This is a genomic window from Kitasatospora sp. NPDC052896 (genome assembly GCF_044547075.1).
Classification (GTDB): domain Bacteria; phylum Actinomycetota; class Actinomycetes; order Streptomycetales; family Streptomycetaceae; genus Kitasatospora.
In genome coordinates this window covers 99,310-120,551 of record NZ_JBITZU010000021.1, presented here as the reverse complement: position 1 = coordinate 120,551, position 21,242 = coordinate 99,310, and the positions used below count along the sequence as shown (strand labels likewise).

The window sequence follows — 21,242 nt, the reverse complement described above, 5'->3', positions numbered from 1 at the left end:
ACTCGGTGAACTTCATGGCCAACAATCTGACCGATCAGGTGCGGAACATCGCGCAGGTGACCACGGCGGTGGCCCGCGGCGACCTCTCGCAGAAGATCGAGGTGGACGCCCGGGGCGAGATCCTGGAGTTGAAGAACACCATCAACACCATGGTCGACCAGCTCTCCGCCTTCGCCGCGCAGGTGACCCGGGTGGCGCGGGACGTGGGGACCGAGGGGCGGCTGGGTGGTCAGGCGCAGGTGCCGGGTGTGGCGGGGGTGTGGCGTGATCTCACCGACTCGGTGAACTTCATGGCCAACAATCTGACCGATCAGGTGCGGAACATCGCGCAGGTGACCACGGCGGTGGCCCGCGGCGACCTCTCGCAGAAGATCCAGGTGGACGCCCGGGGCGAGATCCTGGAGTTGAAGAACACCATCAACACCATGGTCGACCAGCTCTCCGCCTTCGCGGACGAGGTGACCAGGGTGGCCCGGGACGTCGGTACCGAGGGCATCCTGGGCGGCCAGGCCAGCGTCCCCGGGGTCTCCGGCACCTGGAAGGACCTCACCAACAGCGTCAACCTGATGGCCAACAACCTCACCAGCCAGGTGCGCAACATCGCCGAGGTGACCACGGCGGTGGCGCTCGGGGACGTCTCCAAGAAGATCACCGTCGATGCCCGGGGCGAGATCCTGGAGCTGGTGACCACCGTCAACACGATGGTGGACCAGCTGAGCGCGTTCGCCGACGAGGTGACCCGGGTGGCCCGGGAGGTCGGCACCGAGGGCATCCTCGGTGGTCAGGCCAGGGTGCGCGGGGTCTCGGGGATCTGGAAGGACCTCACCGACAACGTCAACTTCATGGCGTCCAACCTGACCAGCCAGGTCCGCAACATCGCCGAGGTGGCCTCCGCGGTGGCCCGCGGTGACCTCTCGAAGAAGATCACCATCGAGGCGCAGGGCGAGGTGGCGGCGCTGGCCGGCACGCTCAACACGATGGTGGACCAGCTGAGCGCCTTCGCCGTCCAGGTGACCCGGGTGGCCCGTGAGGTCGGCACCGACGGCATCCTGGGCGGCCAGGCCGAGGTCCCCGGCGTGGCCGGCATCTGGAAGGACCTGACCGACAACGTCAACCAGATGGCCAGCAACCTGACCGGCCAGGTCCGCAACATCGCCCTGGTGATCACGGCGGTGGCCCGCGGCGACCTGTCACAGAAGATCGACGTCGACGCGCGCGGCGAGATCCTGGAGCTCAAGACCAGCATCAACACGATGGTGGACCAGCTGAGCGCGTTCGCCGACGAGGTGACCCGGGTGGCCCGTGAGGTCGGCACCGACGGCCGACTGGGCGGTCAGGCCCGGGTGCCGGGCGTGGACGGCACCTGGCAGGACCTCACCGAGTCGGTGAACGAGCTGGCCAACAACCTCACCCGGCAGGTCCGCGCGATCGCCCAGGTGGCCACCGCGGTGACCCGCGGCGACCTGTCGCTGCGGATCGACGTGGACGCGTCCGGCGAGCTCGACGAGCTCAAGGACAACATCAACCAGATGATCGCCAACCTGCGCGAGACCACCCGCACCAACCAGGAGCAGGACTGGCTCAAGACCAACATGGCCCGGTTCTCCGGCCTGTTGCAGGGCCGCCGCGACCTGGAGGCGGTCGCCTCACTGATCATGACCGAGCTGACCCCGGTGGTCTCCGCCCAGCACGGCGCGTTCTTCCTGGCCCAACCGGCCGGCCGGACCGCCGAGATGATCACCGAGGACGACGACGAGAGCGACACCGTGCTGCGCCTGATCGGCAGTTACGGCTACCAGCGGCGCTCGATGCCGACCACGTTCCGCCCCGGCGAGTCGCTGGTCGGCCAGGCCGCGGTGGAGAAGCGACCGATCAGCCTGACCGAGACCCCGCCCGGCTACCTGCGGATCGCCTCCGGCCTGGGCGAGGCCGCGCCGGCGCACGTGGTGGTGATGCCGGTGCTGTTCGAGGGCCGGCTGCTCGGGGTGATCGAGCTGGCCACCTTCAGCTCCTTCACCACCGTGGTGATGGACTTCCTCAACCAGATCGCCGACCTGATCGGCGTCACCGTCAACACCATCAGCGTCAACACCAAGACCGAGGGCCTGCTCCTGGAGTCCCAGCGGCTCACCGCCGAACTCTCCATGCGTTCGGCCGAGTTGGAGGCCCGGCAGGAGGAGCTGGAACGCACCAACGAGGAGTTGCAGGAGAAGGCCGAGCAACTCGCCCAGCAGAACCGTGACATCGAGATCAAGAACAGCGAGATCGAGGAGGCCCGCAAGGTCCTGGAGGAGCGCGCCGAGCAGCTCGCCCTCGCCTCCCGCTACAAGAGCGAGTTCCTCGCCAACATGTCGCACGAGCTGCGCACCCCGCTCAACTCGCTGTTGATCCTCGCCAAGCTGCTCTCCGACAACAACGAGGGCAACCTCTCGCCGAAGCAGGTCGAGTTCGCCGACACCATCCACGGCGCCGGCTCCGACCTGCTCCAGTTGATCAACGACATCCTGGACCTGTCCAAGGTCGAGGCGGGCAAGATGGACGTCCGCCCGGCGAAGATCGCGCTGGTCCAGCTGACCGACTACGTGGAGGCGGCGTTCCGCCCGTTGACCGCCGACAAGGGGCTGGACTTCACGGTCACCGTCTCGCCCGCGTTGCCGGTCACCCTGCACACCGACGAGCAGCGGCTCCAGCAGGTGCTGCGCAACCTGCTCTCCAACGCGGTCAAGTTCACCGACAGCGGCGCCGTCCGACTGGTCATCGAGCCGGCCGGGCCGGACGTCCCGCAGCACGTCCGCGAGCAGTTGCTGGAGTCCGGCCAGATCAACGACCCGGATGCCCGGTTGGTCGCCTTCTCGGTGACCGACACCGGGATCGGGATCCCCGGCAACAAGCTCCGGGAGATCTTCGAGGCCTTCAAGCAGGCGGACGGCGGCACCAGCCGCAAGTACGGCGGGACCGGCCTCGGCCTGTCGATCAGCCGGGAGATCGCCCGGCTGCTCGGCGGCGAGATCCACGCAGAGAGCGAACTGGGCAAGGGCAGCACCTTCACGCTCTACCTGCCGCTGCGCAGCGAGCCCCCGGGCATCTCGCTGGAGCGCGGTGGCACGCCGGCCGGGCTGCCGGCGGGCCGGCCCGGGACGCTGCGCGCCGCGGTCGGGGTGACGCCGACCGGTCTGCCGGTGCCGGTCGGGGAGAACCCGGCCGACCACTGGGCCAAGGAGGTCCGTGAGCTGGCCCAGGAGCGCCGTCGGGACGCGGCCGAGCGGCGTCGGGCGGCCGCCGCCGAGCCGGTGCCGCCGGCTCGCTCCGAGGAGAGCCCGGCGCCGCGGGCCGGTGCGGGGCCGGCCTTCGACGGGCGCTTCGACGGCGAGCAGGTGCTGATCGTCGACGACGACATCCGCAACGTCTTCGCGCTCACCAGCGTGCTGGAGCAGTACGGGCTGACCGTGCTGTACGCGGAGAACGGGCGCGAGGGCATCGAGGTGCTGGAGCAGCACGAGGACGTCGCGCTGGTGCTGATGGACATCATGATGCCGGAGATGGACGGCTACGCGACCACCGAGGCGATCCGCCGGATGCCGCAGTTCGCCGGACTGCCGATCATCGCGCTGACCGCCAAGGCGATGAAGGGCGACCGGGAGAAGAGCATCGAGGCGGGCGCCTCGGACCACGTCACCAAGCCGGTCGACACCGACCATCTGCTGGGGGTGATGCGGCAGTGGCTGGGGGCGCGTTAGCGGCGGCCGGGGAACGGCGTTTACTGGCGGGCCGCACCGGGAACCCGCTAGGGTCACTCATCGTTGCGAACAGTAACCGGGTGGCGACGGTGTGCAGGCCGGTGCCGCGGCCTCTGGTGCGGCAGATACCAAATGCGTCTGTTGTGACCATCCGATAGGGCTGGGCAAGGGGGTGCGGCTAGCATGACCGGGTCGGTGGTGGGTGGTACACGGGTGCCGTCGCTCGGAAAACAGGCGGGCTATTCGGCAGGAGGGCGGGTCGTGGTGCAGAAAGCGAAGATCCTCCTGGTCGACGACCGGCCGGAGAACCTCCTGGCTCTGGAGGCCATCCTCTCCGCGCTCGACCAGACGCTGGTCCGCGCCGTCTCGGGCGAGGAGGCGCTCAAGGCGCTGCTCACCGACGACTTCGCGGTGATCCTGCTGGACGTACAGATGCCCGGCATGGACGGCTTCGAGACGGCCGCCCACATCAAGCGCCGCGAGCGCACCCGGGACATCCCGATCATCTTCCTGACCGCGATCAACCACGGCCCGCACCACACCTTCCGCGGTTACGCGGCGGGCGCCGTGGACTACATCTCCAAGCCCTTCGACCCCTGGGTGCTGCGCGCCAAGGTCTCCGTCTTCGTCGACCTCTACATGAAGAACTGCCAGCTCAAGGAGCAGGCCGCGCTGTTGCGGCTGCAGCTGGAGGACGACCGGCAGGGCAAGGAGTCGGCCGAGCCGCTGCTCGCCGAGCTGTCCGCCCGGCTGGCCTCGGTGGAGGAACAGGCCGAGGCGCTCAGCAAGCAGCTGGACGAGTCGCCGGAGGCCGGCGCCGCGGCCACCGCCGCCCACCTGGAGCGCAAGCTGGCCGGGCTGCGGGCCGCGCTGGAGGCCCTGCGGCCGGGGGCCGACCCGGCCTGAGCCGGCGTCACGGCTGAGCCGCCGGGGTGAATCCGCACCCCGGTGACGGTGTGTCGGCCGGCGTGGCGACACGCGAGGGGCACGGCGGTCGGTCACATGTCCAGCGGTCCGGACCGCCGGTAGGCTCTGGTCCCATGGCCACACGTACGCCCGGAAGCGCGGCACGCACCCCGAGCCCGGGACCGGCGAAGAAGGCCGCCCCGGCGAAGAAGACCACGTCCAGGAAGGCGCCGGCGAAGAAGTCGGCCGCGGGCAAGGCCCCGGCCCAGACCCCGGCGAAGGCCGCCGCGCCCAAGCCGACCGGCCGCCGGCCCGCCACCGCGCCGGCCGCGAGCCGGGTGTCCGCGCGGCAGCCGTTCCTGTTCCGCGCGGTGCGGGCCTGCTGGCTGGGCATGGCGCACAGCGTGGGCGCGCTCTTCCGCGGCGTGGGCGACGGCGCCAAGGGCCTGCACCCGTCCCACCGCAAGGACGGGCTGGGTCTGCTGCTGCTGGGGCTGGCGCTGGTCACCGCGGCGGGGACGTGGTTCAGCCCGCAGGGCTGGCTGGGCTCGGTCGCCACCAGCGTGGTCGCCGGGCTGTTCGGCCGGCTGGACGTGCTGGTCCCGCTGCTGCTGCTCGGCATCGCGGTGCGGTTGCTGCGTCACCCCGAGCTGCCGGAGGCGAACGGACGGATCGTCATCGGGCTGAGCACGCTGGTGATCGGCATCCTGGGCCTGGTCCACATCGGCTGCGGCGCACCCGGCATGCAGAGCGGCGCGACCCGGATCCGGGAGGCCGGCGGCATCCTCGGCTGGGCCGTCTCCACCCCGATGATGGCCGCGGCCGGTCCGCCGCTGGCCGTCCCGCTGCTCCTGCTGCTGGCCTTCTTCGGCCTGCTGGTGGTCACCGCCACCCCGGTGAACCGGATCCCGGAGCGGCTGCGGCTGCTCGGTGAGCGGCTCGGCGTGGTCGAGCCGAGCCCGGCCGACGAACTGGACGGGGAGTACCGCACCGGCGACCGTGAACTCTCCACCGACCCGCCGGAGGACGCCGATCCGGAGGCGCTGCCGTACACCGTCGACGGCGAGCAGGACCCGCAGGACGAGGTGGCCGCCCGCCGTCGCCGGCGTGGCCGCCGCAAGCAGGTGGACGAGCCGGAGCTGGAGCCGGCCGTGCCCGACATGTTCGTCAAGGACCCGTTCCAGACCCGCGACCTGGCCGCCGGAGTGGCCGCCGACCTGGACGGCGCGCTGCTCTACGGGGTGCCCGCCTCGCCGGCGGTGGCCAGCGTGATGCACCAGGTGCAGGACCGGACGGCGCCGCCGGAGGAGCCGGCCGTGCCGCCCGCCCGCACCGCTGCGGCCGGTGCGCCCGCCGACGCCACGCCGGCCCCGACCCGGATGGAGCAGCTCCAGCTCTCCGGTGACGTCAGCTACGCGCTGCCCCCGCTGGACCTGCTGGAGCGCGGCGGCCCGGCCAAGGCCCGCAGCAAGATCAACGACGACGTGGTGGCCCAGCTCACCAGCACCTTCGCCGAGTTCAAGGTGGACGCCCGGGTCACCGGCTTCACCCGGGGCCCGACGGTCACCCGCTACGAGGTCGAGCTCGGCCCGGCCGTCAAGGTCGAGCGGATCACCGCGCTGGCGAAGAACATCGCCTACGCGGTGGCCAGCCCGGACGTCCGGATCATCAGCCCGATCCCCGGCAAGTCGGCGGTCGGCATCGAGATCCCCAACCGGGACCGGGAGATGGTCAACCTCGGCGACCTGCTGCGCTCGCGCGCCGCGGCCGAGGACGACCACCCGATGCTGGTCGGCATGGGCAAGGACGTCGAGGGCCACACCGTGATGGCCAACCTGGCCAAGATGCCGCACATCCTGGTCGCCGGCGCCACCGGCGCGGGCAAGTCCTCGTGCATCAACTGCCTGATCACGTCCGTCCTGGTCCGGGCCACCCCGGACGAGGTCCGGATGGTGCTGGTCGACCCCAAGCGGGTCGAGCTGACCGCCTACGAGGGCATCCCGCACCTGATCACGCCGATCATCACCAACCCCAAGAAGGCGGCCGAGGCGCTGCAGTGGGTGGTCCGCGAGATGGACCTGCGCTACGACGACCTCGCGGCGTACGGGTTCCGGCACGTGGACGACTTCAACGCCGCGGTGCGGGCCGGCAAGGTCACACCGCCGCTCGGCAGCGAGCGGGAGCTGACGCCGTATCCGTACCTGCTGGTGATCGTCGACGAGTTGGCGGACCTGATGATGGTCGCGCCCCGGGACGTCGAGGACTCGGTGGTCCGGATCACCCAGCTGGCCCGAGCGGCCGGTATCCACCTGGTGCTCGCCACCCAGCGGCCCTCGGTGGACGTGGTGACCGGTCTGATCAAGGCCAACGTGCCGTCCCGGCTGGCCTTCGCCACCTCGGCGATGGCGGACTCCCGGGTCATCCTGGACCAGCCCGGCGCCGAGAAGCTGATCGGCAAGGGCGACGCGCTCTTCCTGCCGATGGGCGCGAGCAAGCCGGTCCGGATGCAGGGCGGCTTCGTCACCGAGGCGGAGATCGCCGCGGTGGTCCAGCACTGCAAGGACCAGCTGGCCGCCGCCTACCGGGACGACGTGATGGTCGGCGGCGGACCGAAGAAGGAAATCGACGAGGAGATCGGTGATGACCTGGAGCTGTTGATCCAGGCGGCCGAGCTGGTGGTCTCCACCCAGTTCGGTTCGACCTCGATGCTGCAGCGCAAGCTGCGGGTCGGCTTCGCCAAAGCCGGTCGGCTGATGGACCTGATGGAGTCGCGCGGGATCGTGGGCCCCAGCGAGGGGTCCAAGGCGCGCGACGTCCTGGTCAAGCCGGACGAGCTGGACGGGGTGCTGGCGACGATCCGGGGGTGACCCGCTGGGCTGAACGGGTGTCGGCGATCCGGCGCAGTCGCCGACCCCGTCCGCGTGTTTGGTTGCGCGTTCGGTCGAGTTCCGCTTGAGAAACGATTCACCTGCCCCCCTAGACTGTTCTTCCAGCAACTGGCCCCCGCTCGAAAGGCGTGCCCAGTGACTCTCGGCTCTTCCCCCCGCGACAACCGCCGGTCCGCCGCCTCCGCCAGTGCCTCCGCCAGTGTCGAGCCCCAGGAACCTGCCGGGCCGCGGGACGAGGGCCCCAGCATCGGCCGCACCCTGGCCACCGCCCGGCTGAACGCGGGCCTCACGGTGGATGAGGTGAGCGTCGCCACCCGGGTCCGGGTGCCGATCGTGCACGCCATCGAGGAGGACGACTTCACCCGTTGCGGCGGGGACTTCTACGTCCGTGGGCACCTGCGGGCGCTCGCCCGGGCGGTCGGCACCGACGGCGACGCCCTCATCGCCCGCTACCAGGCGACCCACACCGACGAGCCGATCCCGCTCGCCCCGGTGGCCGCGCTGGAGGCCCGCCGGATCCGGGCCGACCACGGTGGTCGGCCGAACTGGACGATCGCCATGGTGCTGGCCATCCTCGCGGTGATCGCCCTGATCGGCTTCAACCTGCTCACCGGCAAGCCGCACCGGATCGCCGCCGGCTCGATCAACGCCCCGAGCCCCAGCGCCGCCGCCTCCGCGCCGGCCGCGTCCCCGGCCGGCAACCAGCCGCCCGCGCCGACGTCCAGCGCGGCCCCGATCGCCGCCGCCCCGGCCGACAAGGTCACCGTCAAGCTGGTCGCCGAGACCGGCACCAGCTGGGTCACCGCGATGGACGGCAGCGGGAACTCGCTCTTCCAGAACAACCTGGACGAGGGCAAGGACCAGACCTTCACCGATCCCAAGCAGATCAAGCTGGTGATCGGCAACGCCTCGGCCGTACACCTGTACGTCAACGGCAAGGACCTCGGCGCCGCCGGCAAGGACGGCGAGGTGGCCCACCTGACCTACACCCCGGGCGACCCGCAGGCCGGCTGAGACCCCGCGGACCGGCGAATCCCGGACGTGCGGCCTCCGGGGGAAACGACACCGTGGGCCGCGCGTTAATCTTGGCCCTATGCCTGAACGCCGTACTGTCGCCCTTGTCACGCTCGGATGCGCCCGCAACGAGGTGGACTCCGAGGAACTCGCCGGGCGACTGGAGGCCGATGGCTGGCAACTGGTCGACGATGCCGCCGAGGCCGATGTCGCCGTCGTCAACACCTGCGGCTTCGTCGAGGCCGCCAAGAAGGACTCGGTGGACGCGCTGCTGGAGGCCAACGACCTCAAGGGTCACGGCCGCACCCAGGCCGTGGTCGCGGTCGGCTGCATGGCCGAGCGGTACGGCAAGGAGCTGGCCGACGCGCTGCCCGAGGCCGACGGGGTGCTCGGCTTCGACGACTACGCGAACATCAGCGACCGCCTGCAGACCATCCTCTCCGGCGGCCACCACGCCGCCCACCTGCCGCGGGACCGCCGCAAGCTGCTCCCGCTGACCCCGGTCGAGCGGCAGGCCGCGGCCACCGAGGTCGCGCTGCCCGGACACGGGAGCCCGGCGGACCTGCCCGAGGGGCTGGCCCCCGCCTCCGGACCGCGCACCCTGCGCAAGCGGCTGGACGACAGCCCGGTGGCCTCGGTCAAGCTGGCCTCCGGCTGCGACCGCCGCTGCTCGTTCTGCGCGATCCCGGCCTTCCGCGGCTCGTTCATCTCCCGCCGGCCCTCGGACGTGCTGCAGGAGGCGCAGTGGCTGGCCGGCCAGGGCGTCCGCGAGATCGTCCTGGTCAGCGAGAACAACACCTCGTACGGCAAGGACCTGGGCGACATCCGGCTGCTGGAGACGCTGCTCGGCGAGATCGCCGGGCTGCCCGGCGTCGAGCGGGTGCGGGTCAGCTACCTGCAGCCCGCCGAGATGCGGCCCGGCCTGATCGACGCGATGACCGGTACCGCCGACGTGGTGCCCTACTTCGACCTCTCCTTCCAGCACTCGGCGCCGGCCGTACTGCGCCGGATGCGCAGGTTCGGCAGCACCGACCAGTTCCTGGAGCTGCTGAAGACCATCCGGGACAAGGCCCCGCAGGCCGGCGCCCGCTCCAACTTCATCGTCGGGTTCCCCGGCGAGACCGAGGAGGACTTCGCCGAGCTGGAACGCTTCGTCACGCACGCCGGCCTGGACGCGATCGGTGTCTTCGGCTACTCCGACGAGGACGGCACCGAGGCGGCCGGCTACGACGGCAAGCTGCCCGAGGACGTGGTGGCCGACCGGCTCGCCCGGCTGTCGAAGCTGGCCGAGGAGCTCACCGCCCAGCGCGCTGAGCAGCGGATCGGCACCGAGATCGAGGTGCTGGTCGAGTCGGTCGAGGGCGACCTGGTGGAGGGCCGGGCGGCCCACCAGGCTCCCGAGACGGACGGCCTGACCACGCTGACCGGGGCGTCCGGCGCCGAGGTCGGCCAGTTCTACCGGGCCCGCGTGGTGGCCTCGGAGGGCGTCGACCTGGTCGCCGAGGCGATCGAGCTCTGCCGACAGGCGGCCGCGGCATGACCGGCGGGCCGGGCAGCCCGGCAGCGGCCCGCCCGGCCCGGAGCGGGGCTGCGCAGCGGTCGGAGCCGTCGCTGTGGAACCTCGCCAACCTGCTGACGATGCTCCGGCTGGCCCTGGTGCCGGTCTTCACCCTGCTGCTCCTCGCCGACGGCGGGCACAACCCCAAGTGGCGCGCGGTGGCCTGGGCGGCTTTCGCGATCGCCATGATCACCGACCTGTTCGACGGCGAGATCGCCCGTCGCAAGGGGTTGGTGACCGACTTCGGCAAGATCGCCGACCCGATCGCGGACAAGGCGATCATGGGTGCGGCACTGATCGGGCTCTCCGCCCTGGGGGACCTGCCCTGGTGGGTCACCGCGGTGATCCTGGCGCGAGAACTGGGTATCACCCTGATGCGGTTCTGGGTGATCCGCTACAGCGTGATCCCGGCCAGCCGGGGCGGCAAGCTCAAGACCCTGACCCAGGGGATCGCGGTCGGCATGTACGTGCTTCCGCTGACCGGTTGGCTGGCCACCGGGCGCGCGGTGCTGATCGGGCTGGCGGTGGTCCTGACCGTCGGCACCGGCGCCGACTACGTGCGCCAGGCCGTCCGGCTGCGCCGGGAAGGGCTGGCGAAGGCCAAGGAGAGCGGATGACCGACTACTACAGCCTCGCCGAACAGGTGCACGCGGAACTCCGCGGGGCGGGTGCGACCCTGGCGGTCGCCGAGTCGCTGACCGGGGGCATGCTGGCGTCCCAGCTGGTGGAGGTGCCGGGGGCCTCGGAGACCTTCCGGGGTTCGATCACCGCCTACGCCACCGACCTCAAGGCCTCGCTGCTCGGCGTGGACGAGGGCCTGCTCGCGGTGCACGGGCCGATCCACCCGCTGGTGGCCCGACAGATGGCCGAGGGGGTTCGCACCCTGTTCGGCTCCACCTTCGGACTTGCCACAACCGGGGTGGCCGGACCCGGACCGCAGGACGGGAAGCCGGCCGGCACGGTACACCTTGGATTCGCCGGTCCGAGCGGAAGTGCGGCGAGATCGCCCCGGCTGTCCGGTGACCGTGCCACAATCCGTCAGATGGCGGTGACCGGGGCGCTGGAGTTCTTCCTGGCCCGGTCGCTGGTCGAGATCGAGGCGGCGGAAGCCACCACACCGCGCTGAAGCTTTGCCGAACAGGGAGAATCGGGGGGACGGGGTGAGAACCACGCAGCCGACGGGCCGATCGTCGTCGTCGGGGGGTTCGGGCACGCCGCGTCCCACGCGCTCCGACCGGGGCGTGCCCGGGGCAGGGGCGGGAAGAACAGGGGAAGGGGATCGCTTGCAGCCCAGAGTGAACACGACCACGGTCCCCGCACACGAAGCGGGCAAGGCGGTACGGTGGGGTCGTGACATCTCGATCCGCAGTCCGAGGAGGGAGCCACCGATGATCCTGCTCCGTCGCCTCTTGGGTGACGTGCTGCGTCGGCAGCGCCAGCGCCAGGGCCGCACACTGCGCGAGGTGTCGGCCGCCGCACGAGTTTCGCTCGGCTATCTCTCCGAGGTCGAGCGCGGGCAGAAGGAGGCCTCCTCCGAACTGCTCTCCGCGATCTGCGACGCACTGGACGTCCGGATGTCCGAGGTCATGCGCGAGGTGAGCGACGAGCTGTCGCTGGCCGAGCTCGCGGCGATGGCCTCGCTCTCCGAGGGCGACCTGCTGCGTCCGGTGCTGGAGCCCGTACCGCTGCCGGCCCCGGGCGACCGCATGAGCTCGATCACTCCGAAGGCCGCGGCCGTGGACGTGGTCGCTGCCTGACCTCGCCCTGCAGTGGGGGGTCGAGAGAAGGAGGCGCGGATGCGCCGCTCCGTCGACGGCGGGCCCTCGGGCCGAATAGGCCCGGGTGGCCGAGGCCGACCGTTCGCCGCGCGTACCCCGCGTCAGTGGGTGGTGACCACCCTGCTGAGCGGGTTGTGCTGGTGGTTGGTGCTGGGCGGCGGCCTGCCGGCCGGCGGCACCGCCACCGTGCTCGGGCTGCTGACGCTCGCCGGCTGGGGGCTCGGCGTGCTCCCGATACACAGTGACCACCGGCTCAGCGGGCCGCAGCGCCGGGCGCCCCAGGTGGGGCTAGCTCCGCATCCGCAGTCCGCGAGTGGTGGGGTGGAAACCGGCCTGCTCCAGGACGGCGCCCAGCACTGAGGTGAGCGCCGGCTCGCCGTTCGCCCGTTCGACCGTCACGCTGCTCAGCAGCCCCTGCCGGACCGCCCCGGCCAGTCCCTGCGCCGCCCCGGCCAGCACCTCGGGCCGCTCGGCCCAGGACAGCAGCGACCTGCCGCCGCGCTCCACGTAGAGCGTCAGCGCCCCATCGACCAGGACCACCAGCGCGCCGGCCTTGCGGCCCGGGCGGTGGGCCGTCGCCTGCTCGCCCGGCGGCTCGGGCCAGGGCAGCGCGGCGCCGTAGGCGTTGGCCGGGTCGGCGGCGGCCAGCACCTGGACCTCCGGCTCGCGGCCCCCCGCCGGTGAGCCCGTCCACTCCGGGCCGGCGGCGCGCTCCAACCGGCCGTTGACCGAGCGCAGCCGGTCCGCGGCGCCGTCCAGCGCGAACTGCGCGCCGCCCAGCCCCTCCACCAGGTAGCCCCGGCGGGCCCGGCCGCGCTCCTCGAGGGCCGACAGCACCCGGTAGACGCCGGCGAAGCCGCCGGGCAGCCGCTCGGCCTGGACCGCGCCACGGGTGAGCACGCCGTGCCGGTCCAGCAGCACCTGGGCCTGGGCGGCGGCCCGGACGGTCGGGTCGGCGGTCGGCTCGGCCAGCAGCGACCAGCGGCCGGCCAGTGTCGGGTCGGCCGGCCGGGCCGGGGAACGGCCCAGCAGTCCGTAGCGGCCGCGTGGCACGGCCCGCGGCGCGCGGTGGGCGGTGGCGCCCGCCGTCCGGCCCGAGCCGAGCAGGGCGCGCAGCGGGGCCAGCGTGTCGTTGCTGACGTAGCCGGCCCAGACCAGATCCCAGAGCGCGGCGGCCAGCTCGGCCGGCGGGGTGTCCGGCACCCGCTCGGCCAGCTGGCGCAGGTAGAGGCCGTAGCCGCTGGAGAGGGCGTCCAGCAGCGCCTCGTGCAGCGGGGTCCGGGTCAGCGGGAGAGGGTCGGGGCGCAGCAGACGGGCGGCGTCGGCCAGGTGCAGGCTGAGCCAGCCGTCCTTGCCGGGCAGCGCGCCGGCGCCGGACCAGCCCACCTCGCCGGAGGCCATCAGCTCGTCCAGCAGCTCGGGCCGGTAGTCGGTCAGCCGGGCGGGCAGGATCAGCCGCTCCAGCGCCGAGGCGGGCAGGGCGGCGCCCTGGAGCTGTTCGACCACCCGGAGCAGGCCGTCCACGCCGCGCAGCCGGTGGCCGCCCAGGTGCTGCCACTGGGGGAGGAAGGCGGCCAGCGCGCGCGGCGGCACCGCCTCGACCTCCTGCCGGAGGGCGGCCAGCGAGCGGCGGCGCAGCCGGCGCAGCACCTCGGCGTCGCACCACTCGGTCTCGCCGCCGCCGCCCGCCTCGACCGGGCGGAACTCGCCCTGGACCAGCCGCCCGGTGGCGGTCAGCCGGTGCAGCGCGCCGGCGACCACGGCGGCGCCGAGGCCGAACCGGGCGGCGGCCTGGTGCGCGGTGAACGGGCCGTGGGTGCGGGCGTGCCGGGCCAGCAGGTCGCCCAGTGGGTCGCGGACCGGCTCGGTGAAGGCCTCGGGGATGCCGACCGGCAGCGGGGTGCCGAGCGCGTCGCCGAGCCGGCCGGCGTCCTCGATCGCGGCCCAGCGCTGCTCGCCCGCGATCCGGACCGAGATGGCCCGGCGGGCGGCCTGGAGTTCGGCGGCCCAGTCCGGGTCCGCGCCGCGGGTCGCCAGCTCCTCGGTGGAGAGCGGGCCGAGCAGCCGCAGCGCGTCGGCCAGGCCCTCGGTGTCCTTGATCCGGCGGTCCGGGGTGAGCCGCTGGAGCTCGGCCTCCAGCTCGGCCAAGATCGCCGGGTCGATCAGCTCGCGCAGTTCGGCCTGGCCGAGCAGCTCGCCGAGCAGCCGGGAGTCCAGCGCCAGGGCGGCGGCCCGGCGCTCGGCGAGCGGGGAGTCGCCCTCGTAGAGGTACTGGGCGACGTAGCCGAAGAGCAGCGAGCGGGCGAAGGGGGAGGGCTCGGGGGTGGTGACCTCGATCAGGCGGATGGCGCGCGATTCGAGGTCGCGCATCAGCTCGACCAGGCCGGGGACGTCGAAGACGTCCTGCAGGCACTCCCGGACGGCCTCCAGCACGATCGGGAAGGAACCGAACTCGGAGGCGACCTCCAGGAGCTGGGCGGCGCGCTGGCGCTGCTGCCAGAGCGGGGTCCGCCGGCCGGGGCTGCGCCGGGGCAGCAGCAGGGCCCGGCCCGCGCACTCGCGGAACCGGGCGGCGAACAGCGCGGAGCCGCCGACCTGGTCGGTGACCAGCTGCTCGATCCCGGTGGGGTCGAAGAGCACGGCGTCGGCACCGACGGGTGCCTCGTCGGGGGCGGCGGTGGTCGCGTCGCTCGGGAAGTCGAGCAGATCGACGTCCGGGAGTCGCAGCACGATGCCGTCGTCGCCGTGCATCACCTGCGGGTCCAGGCCGTGCCGCTCGCGCAGCCGGGCGCCGAGGGCCAGCGCCCATGGGGCGTGCACCTGGGCGCCGAACGGGGAGTGGATGACGATCCGCCAGTCGCCCAGCTCGTCGCGGAAGCGCTCGACCACGATCGTCCGGTCGTCCGGCAGGTGGCCGGCGGCCTGGCGCTGCTCGTTCAGGTAGCCGAGCAGGTTACCGGCCGCCCAGTCGTCGAGCCCGGCGGCGAGCAGCCGGGCGTGCGCCTGCGGCTCGGGCAGGCCACCCAGCTCGCGGACGAAGGCGCCGAGCGCCCGGCCCAGCTCCAGCGGCCGGCCGAGCGCGTCGCCCTTCCAGAACGGCAACCGGCCCGGCACGCCCGGGGCCGGGGTGACCATGACCCGGTCGTGGGTGATCTCCTGGATCCGCCAGGAGCTGGTGCCCAGGGTGAAGACGTCGCCGACCCGGGACTCGTAGACCATCTCCTCGTCCAGCTCGCCGACCCGGCCGCCGCCCTTCTTCGGGTCCGCGCCGACGATGAAGACACCGAACAGACCGCGGTCGGGGATCGTCCCGCCGGAGGTGACGGCCAGCCGCTGGGCGCCGGGGCGCCCGGTGACGGTGCCCGCGACGCGGTCCCAGACCAGCCGCGGGCGCAGCTCGGCGAAGGCGTCCGAGGGGTAGCGGCCGGCCAGCATGTCGAGCACCGAGTCGAAGGCGGACCGCGGCAGGCCGGCGAACGGCGCGGCCCGGCGGACCAGGGCGAGCAGCTCCTCGACGTCCCAGGAGTCGAGGGCGGTGATCGCGACCAGCTGCTGGGCGAGCACGTCCAGCGGGTTGCGCGGGATCCGCAGCGCCTCGATCCGCCCCGCCCGCATCCGCTCGGTCACCACCGCGGACTGCACCAGGTCGCCGCGGAACTTGGGGAAGACCACACCGGTGGAGACCGCGCCGACCTGGTGCCCGGCCCGGCCGACCCGCTGCAGCCCGGAGGCCACCGAGGGCGGCGACTCGACCTGCACCACCAGGTCGACCGCGCCCATGTCGATGCCCAGCTCCAGGCTGGAGGTGGCGACCACGGCGGGCAGCCGGCCGGCCTTGAGGTCCTCCTCCACCTGGGCGCGCTGCTCCTTGGAGACCGAGCCGTGGTGGGCCCGGGCGAGCACCGGTGGCGCGCCCTTGGCGGCGCCCGAGCCGCCCATCAGCTGTGCCGGGGCGTGCGCCTCGGGTGCGGGCCGTCCGTCCCGTTCCAGTGCGATCTCGTTCAGCCGGTTGCACAGCCGCTCGGCCAGCCGGCGCGAGTTGGCGAACACGATGGTCGAGCGGTGGGCCTGGACCAGGTCGACGATCCGCTCCTCGACGTGCGGCCAGATCGAGGCGTGCCGAGCCGGGTCGTCGGCCACCGGGGCCGGGGCCAGCTCGGCCAGGTCGGCGACCGGGACGACCACGGAGAGGTCGAACCGCTTGGCGGAGGGGGGCTGGACCACGGTGGCGCCGCGCAGCGGGCTGAGGAAGCGGGCCACCTCCTGCACCGGGCGGACCGTGGCGGACAGGCCGATCCGCCGGGCCGGGCGGTCCAGCAGCTGGTCCAGCCGCTCCAGGCTGAGCGCCAGGTGGGCGCCGCGCTTGGTGCCGGCGACGGCGTGCACCTCGTCCAGGATCACCGTGTCGACGCCGCGCAGCGCCTCCCGGGAGGCCGAGGTGAGCAGCAGGAAGAGCGACTCGGGGGTGGTGATCAGGATGTCCGGCGGGTGGCTCTGGAAGCGGCGGCGGTCGGCCGCGGGGGTGTCCCCGGAGCGGATCGCCACCTGGACCTCGGGCTCGGGAAGGCCGAGCCGGACGGCGGCCTGCCGGAGCCCGGCCAGCGGGGCGCGCAGGTTGCGCTCGACGTCGACCGCCAGGGCTTTCAGCGGTGAGACGTAGAGCACCCGACAGCGCCGGCGGGGGTCGGCCGGCGGGGGTGTGCTGCTGAGCCGGTCGAGCGCGGAGAGGAAGGCCGCCAGGGTCTTGCCGGAGCCGGTGGGGGCGACCACCAGGACGTCCGCCTGTTGGCCGATCGCGGCCCAGGCGCCGGCCTGGGCGGGGGTGGGCCCGTCGAAGGCGGCCTCGAACCAGGCCCGGGTGGCGGGGGCGAAACCGGCCAGCGGGTCGGGCGGGGGCTGCTCGTCCGTCATGGCCCCATGGTGCCCGGTGGCACTGACAGGGCCGGGCGACCGGGCCGCGGGCGGTGCGGCCGGATGGAGGGGCGCGACTTCGGATAACTGAGCAAATGCGACATTTCGCTCATATGGTGATGCATCATGCGCCGTCGAGTGAAGGGCACGCCATGGCAGAGGTGCGAGTGGTGTCCCGACGGCGGGTCCGGCGCCGCCTGCTGGTGCGCGGGTCCCCCGTGGTGCTCGCGGCGGCGCTGCTGCTCGGCGGTGCCATGCCGTACGTCACCGGACCCGGTCGGGCGTACCTGAGCTACCTGGTGCTGGCCCAGCGTGCCGACGCGGTCGGCGCCGGCACCGCCGGGACCGCGATACGGGCCGCGGGTGGCCAGGTGGTGCAGGACTACCCGCAGATCGGCGCGGTGCTCGCGTACGCGGCCGACGACTCGTTCGCCCAGCGGCTGCGGGCCCGGCCGGAGATCGCCGCGGTCGGCGCCACCCGGACCACTCCGGTACCCGGGCCGCCCGGTCCGCTCAGCGGCGCCGGCGGGTTCGGCCGGCCCGGCGCGGACACCGTGACGCGCGCCTCCGGCAGCCAGCCGGACACCGCCCCGACCGTGCCCGACCCGGGGGAGCGCGGGGCCTGGAACCTGGCGATGATGGGCGCGGCCGACCAGGGGCAGGTGCCCGCCACGGCACTCGGCGCCCCGGCGGCGCGCGACGACCGGGCGCTGCGCCGGGTGCTGGTCGCCGTGCTGGACTCCGGCGTCGACGACACCCATCCCGACCTGCGCGACGTGGTCAGCCCGGCGGACTCGGTCTCCTGCGCGGACGGTCGCCCGGACGCCCGGGCCGGCGCCTGGCGGCCGAACGCCGGCGTGCCGGAGAGCGGCCACGGCACGCACGTGGCCGGCATCATCGGCGCCGCCCGGGACGGTCACGGCGTGGTCGGGGTCGCCCCGGGGGTGCGGATCGCGGCGGTCCGGCTGCTCGGGCCGGTCGGCCAGTACTACCCGGAGAACATCGTCTGCGGGATGCTCTGGGCGGCCGAGCACGGCGCGGTCGCGCTCAACGACAGCTACTTCGCCGACCCCTGGAAGTACAACTGCCCCGAGGATCCGGACCAGGGCGCGATCCTCCAGGCGGTGGGCCGGGCGGTCGCCTACGCGCAGCGCCGCGGCGCGCTGGTGGTCGCCTCGGCCGGCAACGACGGCCAGGACCTGACCGCGCCACGGACCGACACGCGCAGCCCCAACGACCGGGTGTCCGGCCCGGCGCAGGTCCGTCGGCTGGGCGCCGAGTGCATCCGGCTGCCGGGCGAGCTGCCCGGTGTGATGGCGGTCAGCGCGGTCACCCGCAGCGGCGCCGTCGCCCCCTACTCGAACTTCGGCGACGGGCGGATAGCCCTGGCCGCGCCCGGCGGCGACCCGGACGGCGGGCCTTCGGAGGCGGTCGTCTCGGACTGGCCCGGCGGCCGGTACGCGGCGCTGGCCGGGACCTCGATGAGCGCGGCCCACGTCACCGGCGCGATCGCGCTCGCGGCGGCGGCCCACCCGGGGTGGGGTCCGGACCAGCTGCGCGCGCTGCTGCTGGAGCAGGCGGCGGCGAACTGCCCGGTCGCCCCGGGCGCCTGCCGGGACCGGCGGACGTACGGCGCCGGGGTGGTCGCGCTGCCGCGCTGAGGCCGGCCCGGTGGACTCCGGGACGCTTCCGGGATACTTGGGGGCCATGAGGCTGACCGAGTTCTGGCGACGGATGGACGAGCACTTCGGGTCCGGGTACGCGGAGTCCTTCGCCCGCGACCACGTGATGAGCGAGCTCGGCGGTCGGACCGTGCACCAGGCGCTGGACGCCGGCTGGGAGGCGAAGGACGTCTGGCGGGTGGTCTGCCAGGTGATGGGGGTGCCGGCGCGGCTGCGCTGAGCAGGATTCGAACAGTGGGCTCCGTGCCGGGTCCGGGCCCGCCCCTTGATTCGAACTGATGTTCCCTATACTGGATCCCCGGCGAGTTTTCCACAGGCAGCGTCCATTCGGGCGGGTTTGTCAGTGGGACGCGCTAGCGTCGAGGACGATGAAGCGCACAGCACAGAACCCGAGGGTGGAAGCCATGGCAGGGACGGACCGCGAGAAGGCTCTTGAGACCGCACTCGCCCAGATTGAGCGGCAGTTCGGCAAGGGCTCGGTGATGCGCCTCGGCGACCAGACCCGGGCCCCGATCGACGTGATCCCCACCGGGTCCACCGCGCTCGACGTCGCGCTCGGCGTCGGCGGCCTGCCCCGCGGCCGCGTCATCGAGATCTACGGCCCGGAGTCCTCGGGTAAGACCACGCTGACCCTGCACGCCGCGGCCAACGCGCAGAAGGCCGGCGGCACGGTCGCCTTCGTCGACGCCGAGCACGCGCTCGACCCGGAGTACGCCCGCAAGCTCGGTGTGGACACCGACGCCCTGCTGGTCTCCCAGCCGGACACCGGTGAGCAGGCGCTCGAGATCACCGACATGCTGATCCGCTCCGGCGCGATCGACCTGATCATCATCGACTCGGTCGCCGCGCTGGTCCCGCGCGCCGAGATCGAGGGCGAGATGGGCGACTCGCACGTCGGTCTGCAGGCCCGGCTGATGAGCCAGGCGCTGCGGAAGATCGCCGGTGCGCTGAACCAGTCGAACACCACCGCGATCTTCATCAACCAGCTGCGCGAGAAGATCGGTGTGATGTTCGGGTCGCCGGAGACCACCACGGGTGGCCGGGCGCTGAAGTTCTACGCCTCGGTCCGCCTCGACATCCGACGGATCGAGACCCTCAAGGACGGCACCGAGGCGGTCGGCAACCGCACCCGGGTGAAGGTCGTCAAGAACAAGGTCGCCGCGCCGTTCAAGCAGGCCGAGTTCGACATCCTCTACGGCCACGGCATCAGCTGGGAGGGCGGCCTGATCGACATGGGCGTGGAGCACGGCTTCATCCGCAAGGCCGGCGCCTGGTACACGTACGAGGGCGACCAGCTGGGCCAGGGCAAGGAGAACGCCCGCAACTTCCTGCGGGACAACCCGGCGCTGGCCGAGGAGATCGAGAAGAAGATCAAGGTGAAGCTGGGCATCGGGACCGACCCGGACGCGCCGGCCGACGGCGCTCCGGTGGCCGAGGCGGACGGCGCGGCGAAGCCGATCACCGCGACCGCGGTGAAGGCCGCGCCGGCGAAGAAGGCCGCGGCCGCCAAGGCCTGACGGTGAGTCGATGAGGAGCGAGTCGGGGTCCGCGGAGGCCGGACCGGGCGTGGGCGCCGGACGGGGGGCCGCGCCCGCGCCGGAGGCCGGTGCGGGGTCGGGCGACTGGGGGCCGCCGGACTGGTGCGCCAGCGGGTCCGGGAGCGGGGGCTTCGAGCCGGCAGCACCGGCGCGGGCCGGGCGGGGAGTGGCGGGCGCCGGGGGGCGTGCCGCCCGGGGTGTGACGCCTGCCGAGGAGCCGTCCGGGCAACCGGCCGACCAGGGGGGCGGCGAGCGGCCGGACTGGGTGGTCGACGCGGACGCGCCCTGGGCGGGGGACGAGCGGCCCGACTGGCTGGCGGAGGTCGGGGAGGAGCCCGCGCCGCGGCCGGACCGCCGCGGCACGGGGGGCCGTGGGCGCTCCGGCCGCCGCGCCGCGGGCGAGCGCGGGCCGGGTGGGAAGCGGGCCGCGCGGCCGCCCGAGCCGCCGGCCGACCCGGCCGCCCGGGCCCGCGACATCTGCCTGACCCTGCTCACCGGCAACGCCCGGACCCGCAGGCAACTGGCCGACGCGCTGCGCCGCAAGGAGATCCCGGACGAGGTGGCCGAGCAGGTGCTCTCCCGCTTCGAGGAGGTCGGCCTGATCGACGACGCCGCCTTCGCCGCCGCCTGGGTCGACTCCCGGCACGCCGGGCGCGGGCTGGCCCGCCGGGCGCTGGCCCAGGAGCTGCGCACCCGCGGGGTGGCCGGGGCACTGGTCGAGGAGGCGGTCGCCCGGCTCGACCCGGACGACGAGGCGGCCACCGCGCGGGCCCTGGTGGACCGCAAGCTGCGGGCGACCGCCGGCCTGGAGCGGCAGGCCCGGATGCGGCGGCTGGTCGGCATGCTGGCGCGCCGCGGGTACGGCGAGGGGCTGGCCTTCCGGGTGGTCCGCGAGGCACTGGACGCGGAGGGCGAGTCGGCCGAGGAGTTGGAGGACTGGTCGCTGGGCGGCGGCTGACGGTGCGTCGCCGGAGCGGGCGCGCCGAGTCCGGCGAGCAGCCGCCAAGCGGCCTTCCCCGGCCGCGCCTTGACCGTTCCGTAACCCGCGCCTAGCCTCGCAGGCGGCGAGGGATCGCTTCGACGCCGGTGCCGCCGCCGTGGGCGGTGCCGGTCGAGGCCGGTCCGGCTGTCCCTGATCCGTTGCTCCGCCGGTCCACCGCCGGCCGCCGTCCCGGCCGGGCGCCGCGGCGGGCAGCGGATCCGGGCAGCACCGGACGACGGGAGTGCTCC

14 protein-coding genes are annotated in these 21,242 nt (G+C 73.5%); 13 read left to right on the top strand and 1 reads right to left on the bottom strand.

The window, feature by feature from the left end; genetic code table 11:
- From ACIGXM_RS29500 to ACIGXM_RS29460, 9 genes are all read left to right on the top strand, one after another.
- The coding region (locus ACIGXM_RS29500) for a HAMP domain-containing protein (protein WP_396566145.1) at nt 1–3,737 on the top strand (3,737 nt) is incomplete at its 5' end.
- 261 nt (nt 3,738–3,998) lie between these two features.
- Complete coding sequence (locus ACIGXM_RS29495; RefSeq protein ID WP_396566143.1) at nt 3,999–4,643, top strand: response regulator; 645 nt, start codon at nt 3,999–4,001, stop codon at nt 4,641–4,643.
- 134 nt (nt 4,644–4,777) lie between these two features.
- The gene (locus tag ACIGXM_RS29490) at nt 4,778–7,510 is read left to right on the top strand and encodes a DNA translocase FtsK (RefSeq protein WP_396566141.1); all 2,733 of its coding nucleotides are present in this window, start codon (nt 4,778–4,780) and stop codon (nt 7,508–7,510) included.
- Nucleotides 7,511–7,666: 156 nt separating this feature from the next.
- On the top strand, nt 7,667–8,545 hold the full coding sequence (locus ACIGXM_RS29485) for a helix-turn-helix domain-containing protein (protein ID WP_396566139.1): 879 nt from the start codon (nt 7,667–7,669) through the stop codon (nt 8,543–8,545).
- A 79-nt stretch (nt 8,546–8,624) separates the two neighbouring features.
- A complete protein-coding gene (rimO, locus tag ACIGXM_RS29480; RefSeq protein WP_396566137.1) occupies nt 8,625–10,085 on the top strand; it encodes a 30S ribosomal protein S12 methylthiotransferase RimO in 1,461 nt (486 codons plus the stop codon).
- Nucleotides 10,082–10,720, top strand: a complete 639-nt coding sequence (gene pgsA / locus ACIGXM_RS29475; RefSeq protein ID WP_396566135.1) for a CDP-diacylglycerol--glycerol-3-phosphate 3-phosphatidyltransferase — start codon at nt 10,082–10,084, stop codon at nt 10,718–10,720. The genes rimO and pgsA overlap by 4 nt, the downstream gene beginning before the upstream one ends.
- Nucleotides 10,717–11,229, top strand: a complete 513-nt coding sequence (locus tag ACIGXM_RS29470; protein ID WP_396566133.1) for a CinA family protein — start codon at nt 10,717–10,719, stop codon at nt 11,227–11,229. Before pgsA ends, ACIGXM_RS29470 begins: the two co-directional genes overlap by 4 nt.
- Nucleotides 11,230–11,491: 262 nt before the next feature.
- Nucleotides 11,492–11,860 carry a helix-turn-helix domain-containing protein gene (locus ACIGXM_RS29465; RefSeq protein ID WP_396566132.1) on the top strand — a complete coding sequence of 123 codons (369 nt, stop codon included), beginning with the start codon at nt 11,492–11,494 and terminating at the stop codon, nt 11,858–11,860.
- A 39-nt stretch (nt 11,861–11,899) separates the two neighbouring features.
- Entirely contained in the window at nt 11,900–12,241 is a 342-nt protein-coding gene (locus ACIGXM_RS29460; protein WP_396566130.1) for a hypothetical protein, read from the top strand.
- Here ACIGXM_RS29460 and ACIGXM_RS29455 read toward each other — a convergent pair.
- Nucleotides 12,170–16,792 carry an ATP-dependent helicase gene (locus tag ACIGXM_RS29455; protein ID WP_396566128.1) on the bottom strand — a complete coding sequence of 1,541 codons (4,623 nt, stop codon included), beginning with the start codon at nt 16,790–16,792 and terminating at the stop codon, nt 12,170–12,172. The genes ACIGXM_RS29460 and ACIGXM_RS29455 overlap by 72 nt on opposite strands.
- A 152-nt stretch (nt 16,793–16,944) precedes the next feature.
- On the opposite strand from ACIGXM_RS29455, the gene ACIGXM_RS29450 reads away from it, so the two are divergent.
- From ACIGXM_RS29450 to recX, 4 genes are all read left to right on the top strand, one after another.
- Nucleotides 16,945–18,453, top strand: coding sequence for a S8 family peptidase (locus ACIGXM_RS29450; RefSeq protein WP_396566126.1), 1,509 nt, complete (start codon nt 16,945–16,947; stop codon nt 18,451–18,453).
- Between the two features lie 46 nt (nt 18,454–18,499).
- The gene (locus ACIGXM_RS29445; protein ID WP_396566124.1) at nt 18,500–18,694 is read left to right on the top strand and encodes a DUF3046 domain-containing protein; all 195 of its coding nucleotides are present in this window, start codon (nt 18,500–18,502) and stop codon (nt 18,692–18,694) included.
- 184 nt (nt 18,695–18,878) lie between these two features.
- Nucleotides 18,879–19,991 (top strand): recombinase RecA, encoded by a 1,113-nt coding sequence (gene recA, locus ACIGXM_RS29440; protein ID WP_396566122.1) that lies wholly within the window; start codon nt 18,879–18,881, stop codon nt 19,989–19,991.
- A 220-nt stretch (nt 19,992–20,211) separates the two neighbouring features.
- On the top strand, nt 20,212–20,970 hold the full coding sequence (gene recX, locus ACIGXM_RS29435; protein ID WP_396566120.1) for a recombination regulator RecX: 759 nt from the start codon (nt 20,212–20,214) through the stop codon (nt 20,968–20,970).
- The last annotated feature ends 272 nt before the right edge of the window (nt 20,971–21,242 follow it).

Bases quoted from the DNA above. Each gene is read 5' to 3' on its own strand.
- ACIGXM_RS29490 (WP_396566141.1), top strand. From the start codon at position 4,778: ATGGCCACACGTACGCCCGGAAGCGCGGCACGCACCCCGAGCCCGGGA.
- rimO (WP_396566137.1), top strand. From the start codon at position 8,625: ATGCCTGAACGCCGTACTGTCGCCCTTGTCACGCTCGGATGCGCCCGC.
- pgsA (WP_396566135.1), top strand. From the start codon at position 10,082: ATGACCGGCGGGCCGGGCAGCCCGGCAGCGGCCCGCCCGGCCCGGAGC.
- ACIGXM_RS29470 (WP_396566133.1), top strand. From the start codon at position 10,717: ATGACCGACTACTACAGCCTCGCCGAACAGGTGCACGCGGAACTCCGC.
- ACIGXM_RS29465 (WP_396566132.1), top strand. From the start codon at position 11,492: ATGATCCTGCTCCGTCGCCTCTTGGGTGACGTGCTGCGTCGGCAGCGC.
- ACIGXM_RS29460 (WP_396566130.1), top strand. From the start codon at position 11,900: ATGCGCCGCTCCGTCGACGGCGGGCCCTCGGGCCGAATAGGCCCGGGT.
- ACIGXM_RS29455 (WP_396566128.1), bottom strand. From the start codon at position 16,792: ATGACGGACGAGCAGCCCCCGCCCGACCCGCTGGCCGGTTTCGCCCCC.
- ACIGXM_RS29450 (WP_396566126.1), top strand. From the start codon at position 16,945: ATGGCAGAGGTGCGAGTGGTGTCCCGACGGCGGGTCCGGCGCCGCCTG.
- ACIGXM_RS29445 (WP_396566124.1), top strand. From the start codon at position 18,500: ATGAGGCTGACCGAGTTCTGGCGACGGATGGACGAGCACTTCGGGTCC.
- recA (WP_396566122.1), top strand. From the start codon at position 18,879: ATGGCAGGGACGGACCGCGAGAAGGCTCTTGAGACCGCACTCGCCCAG.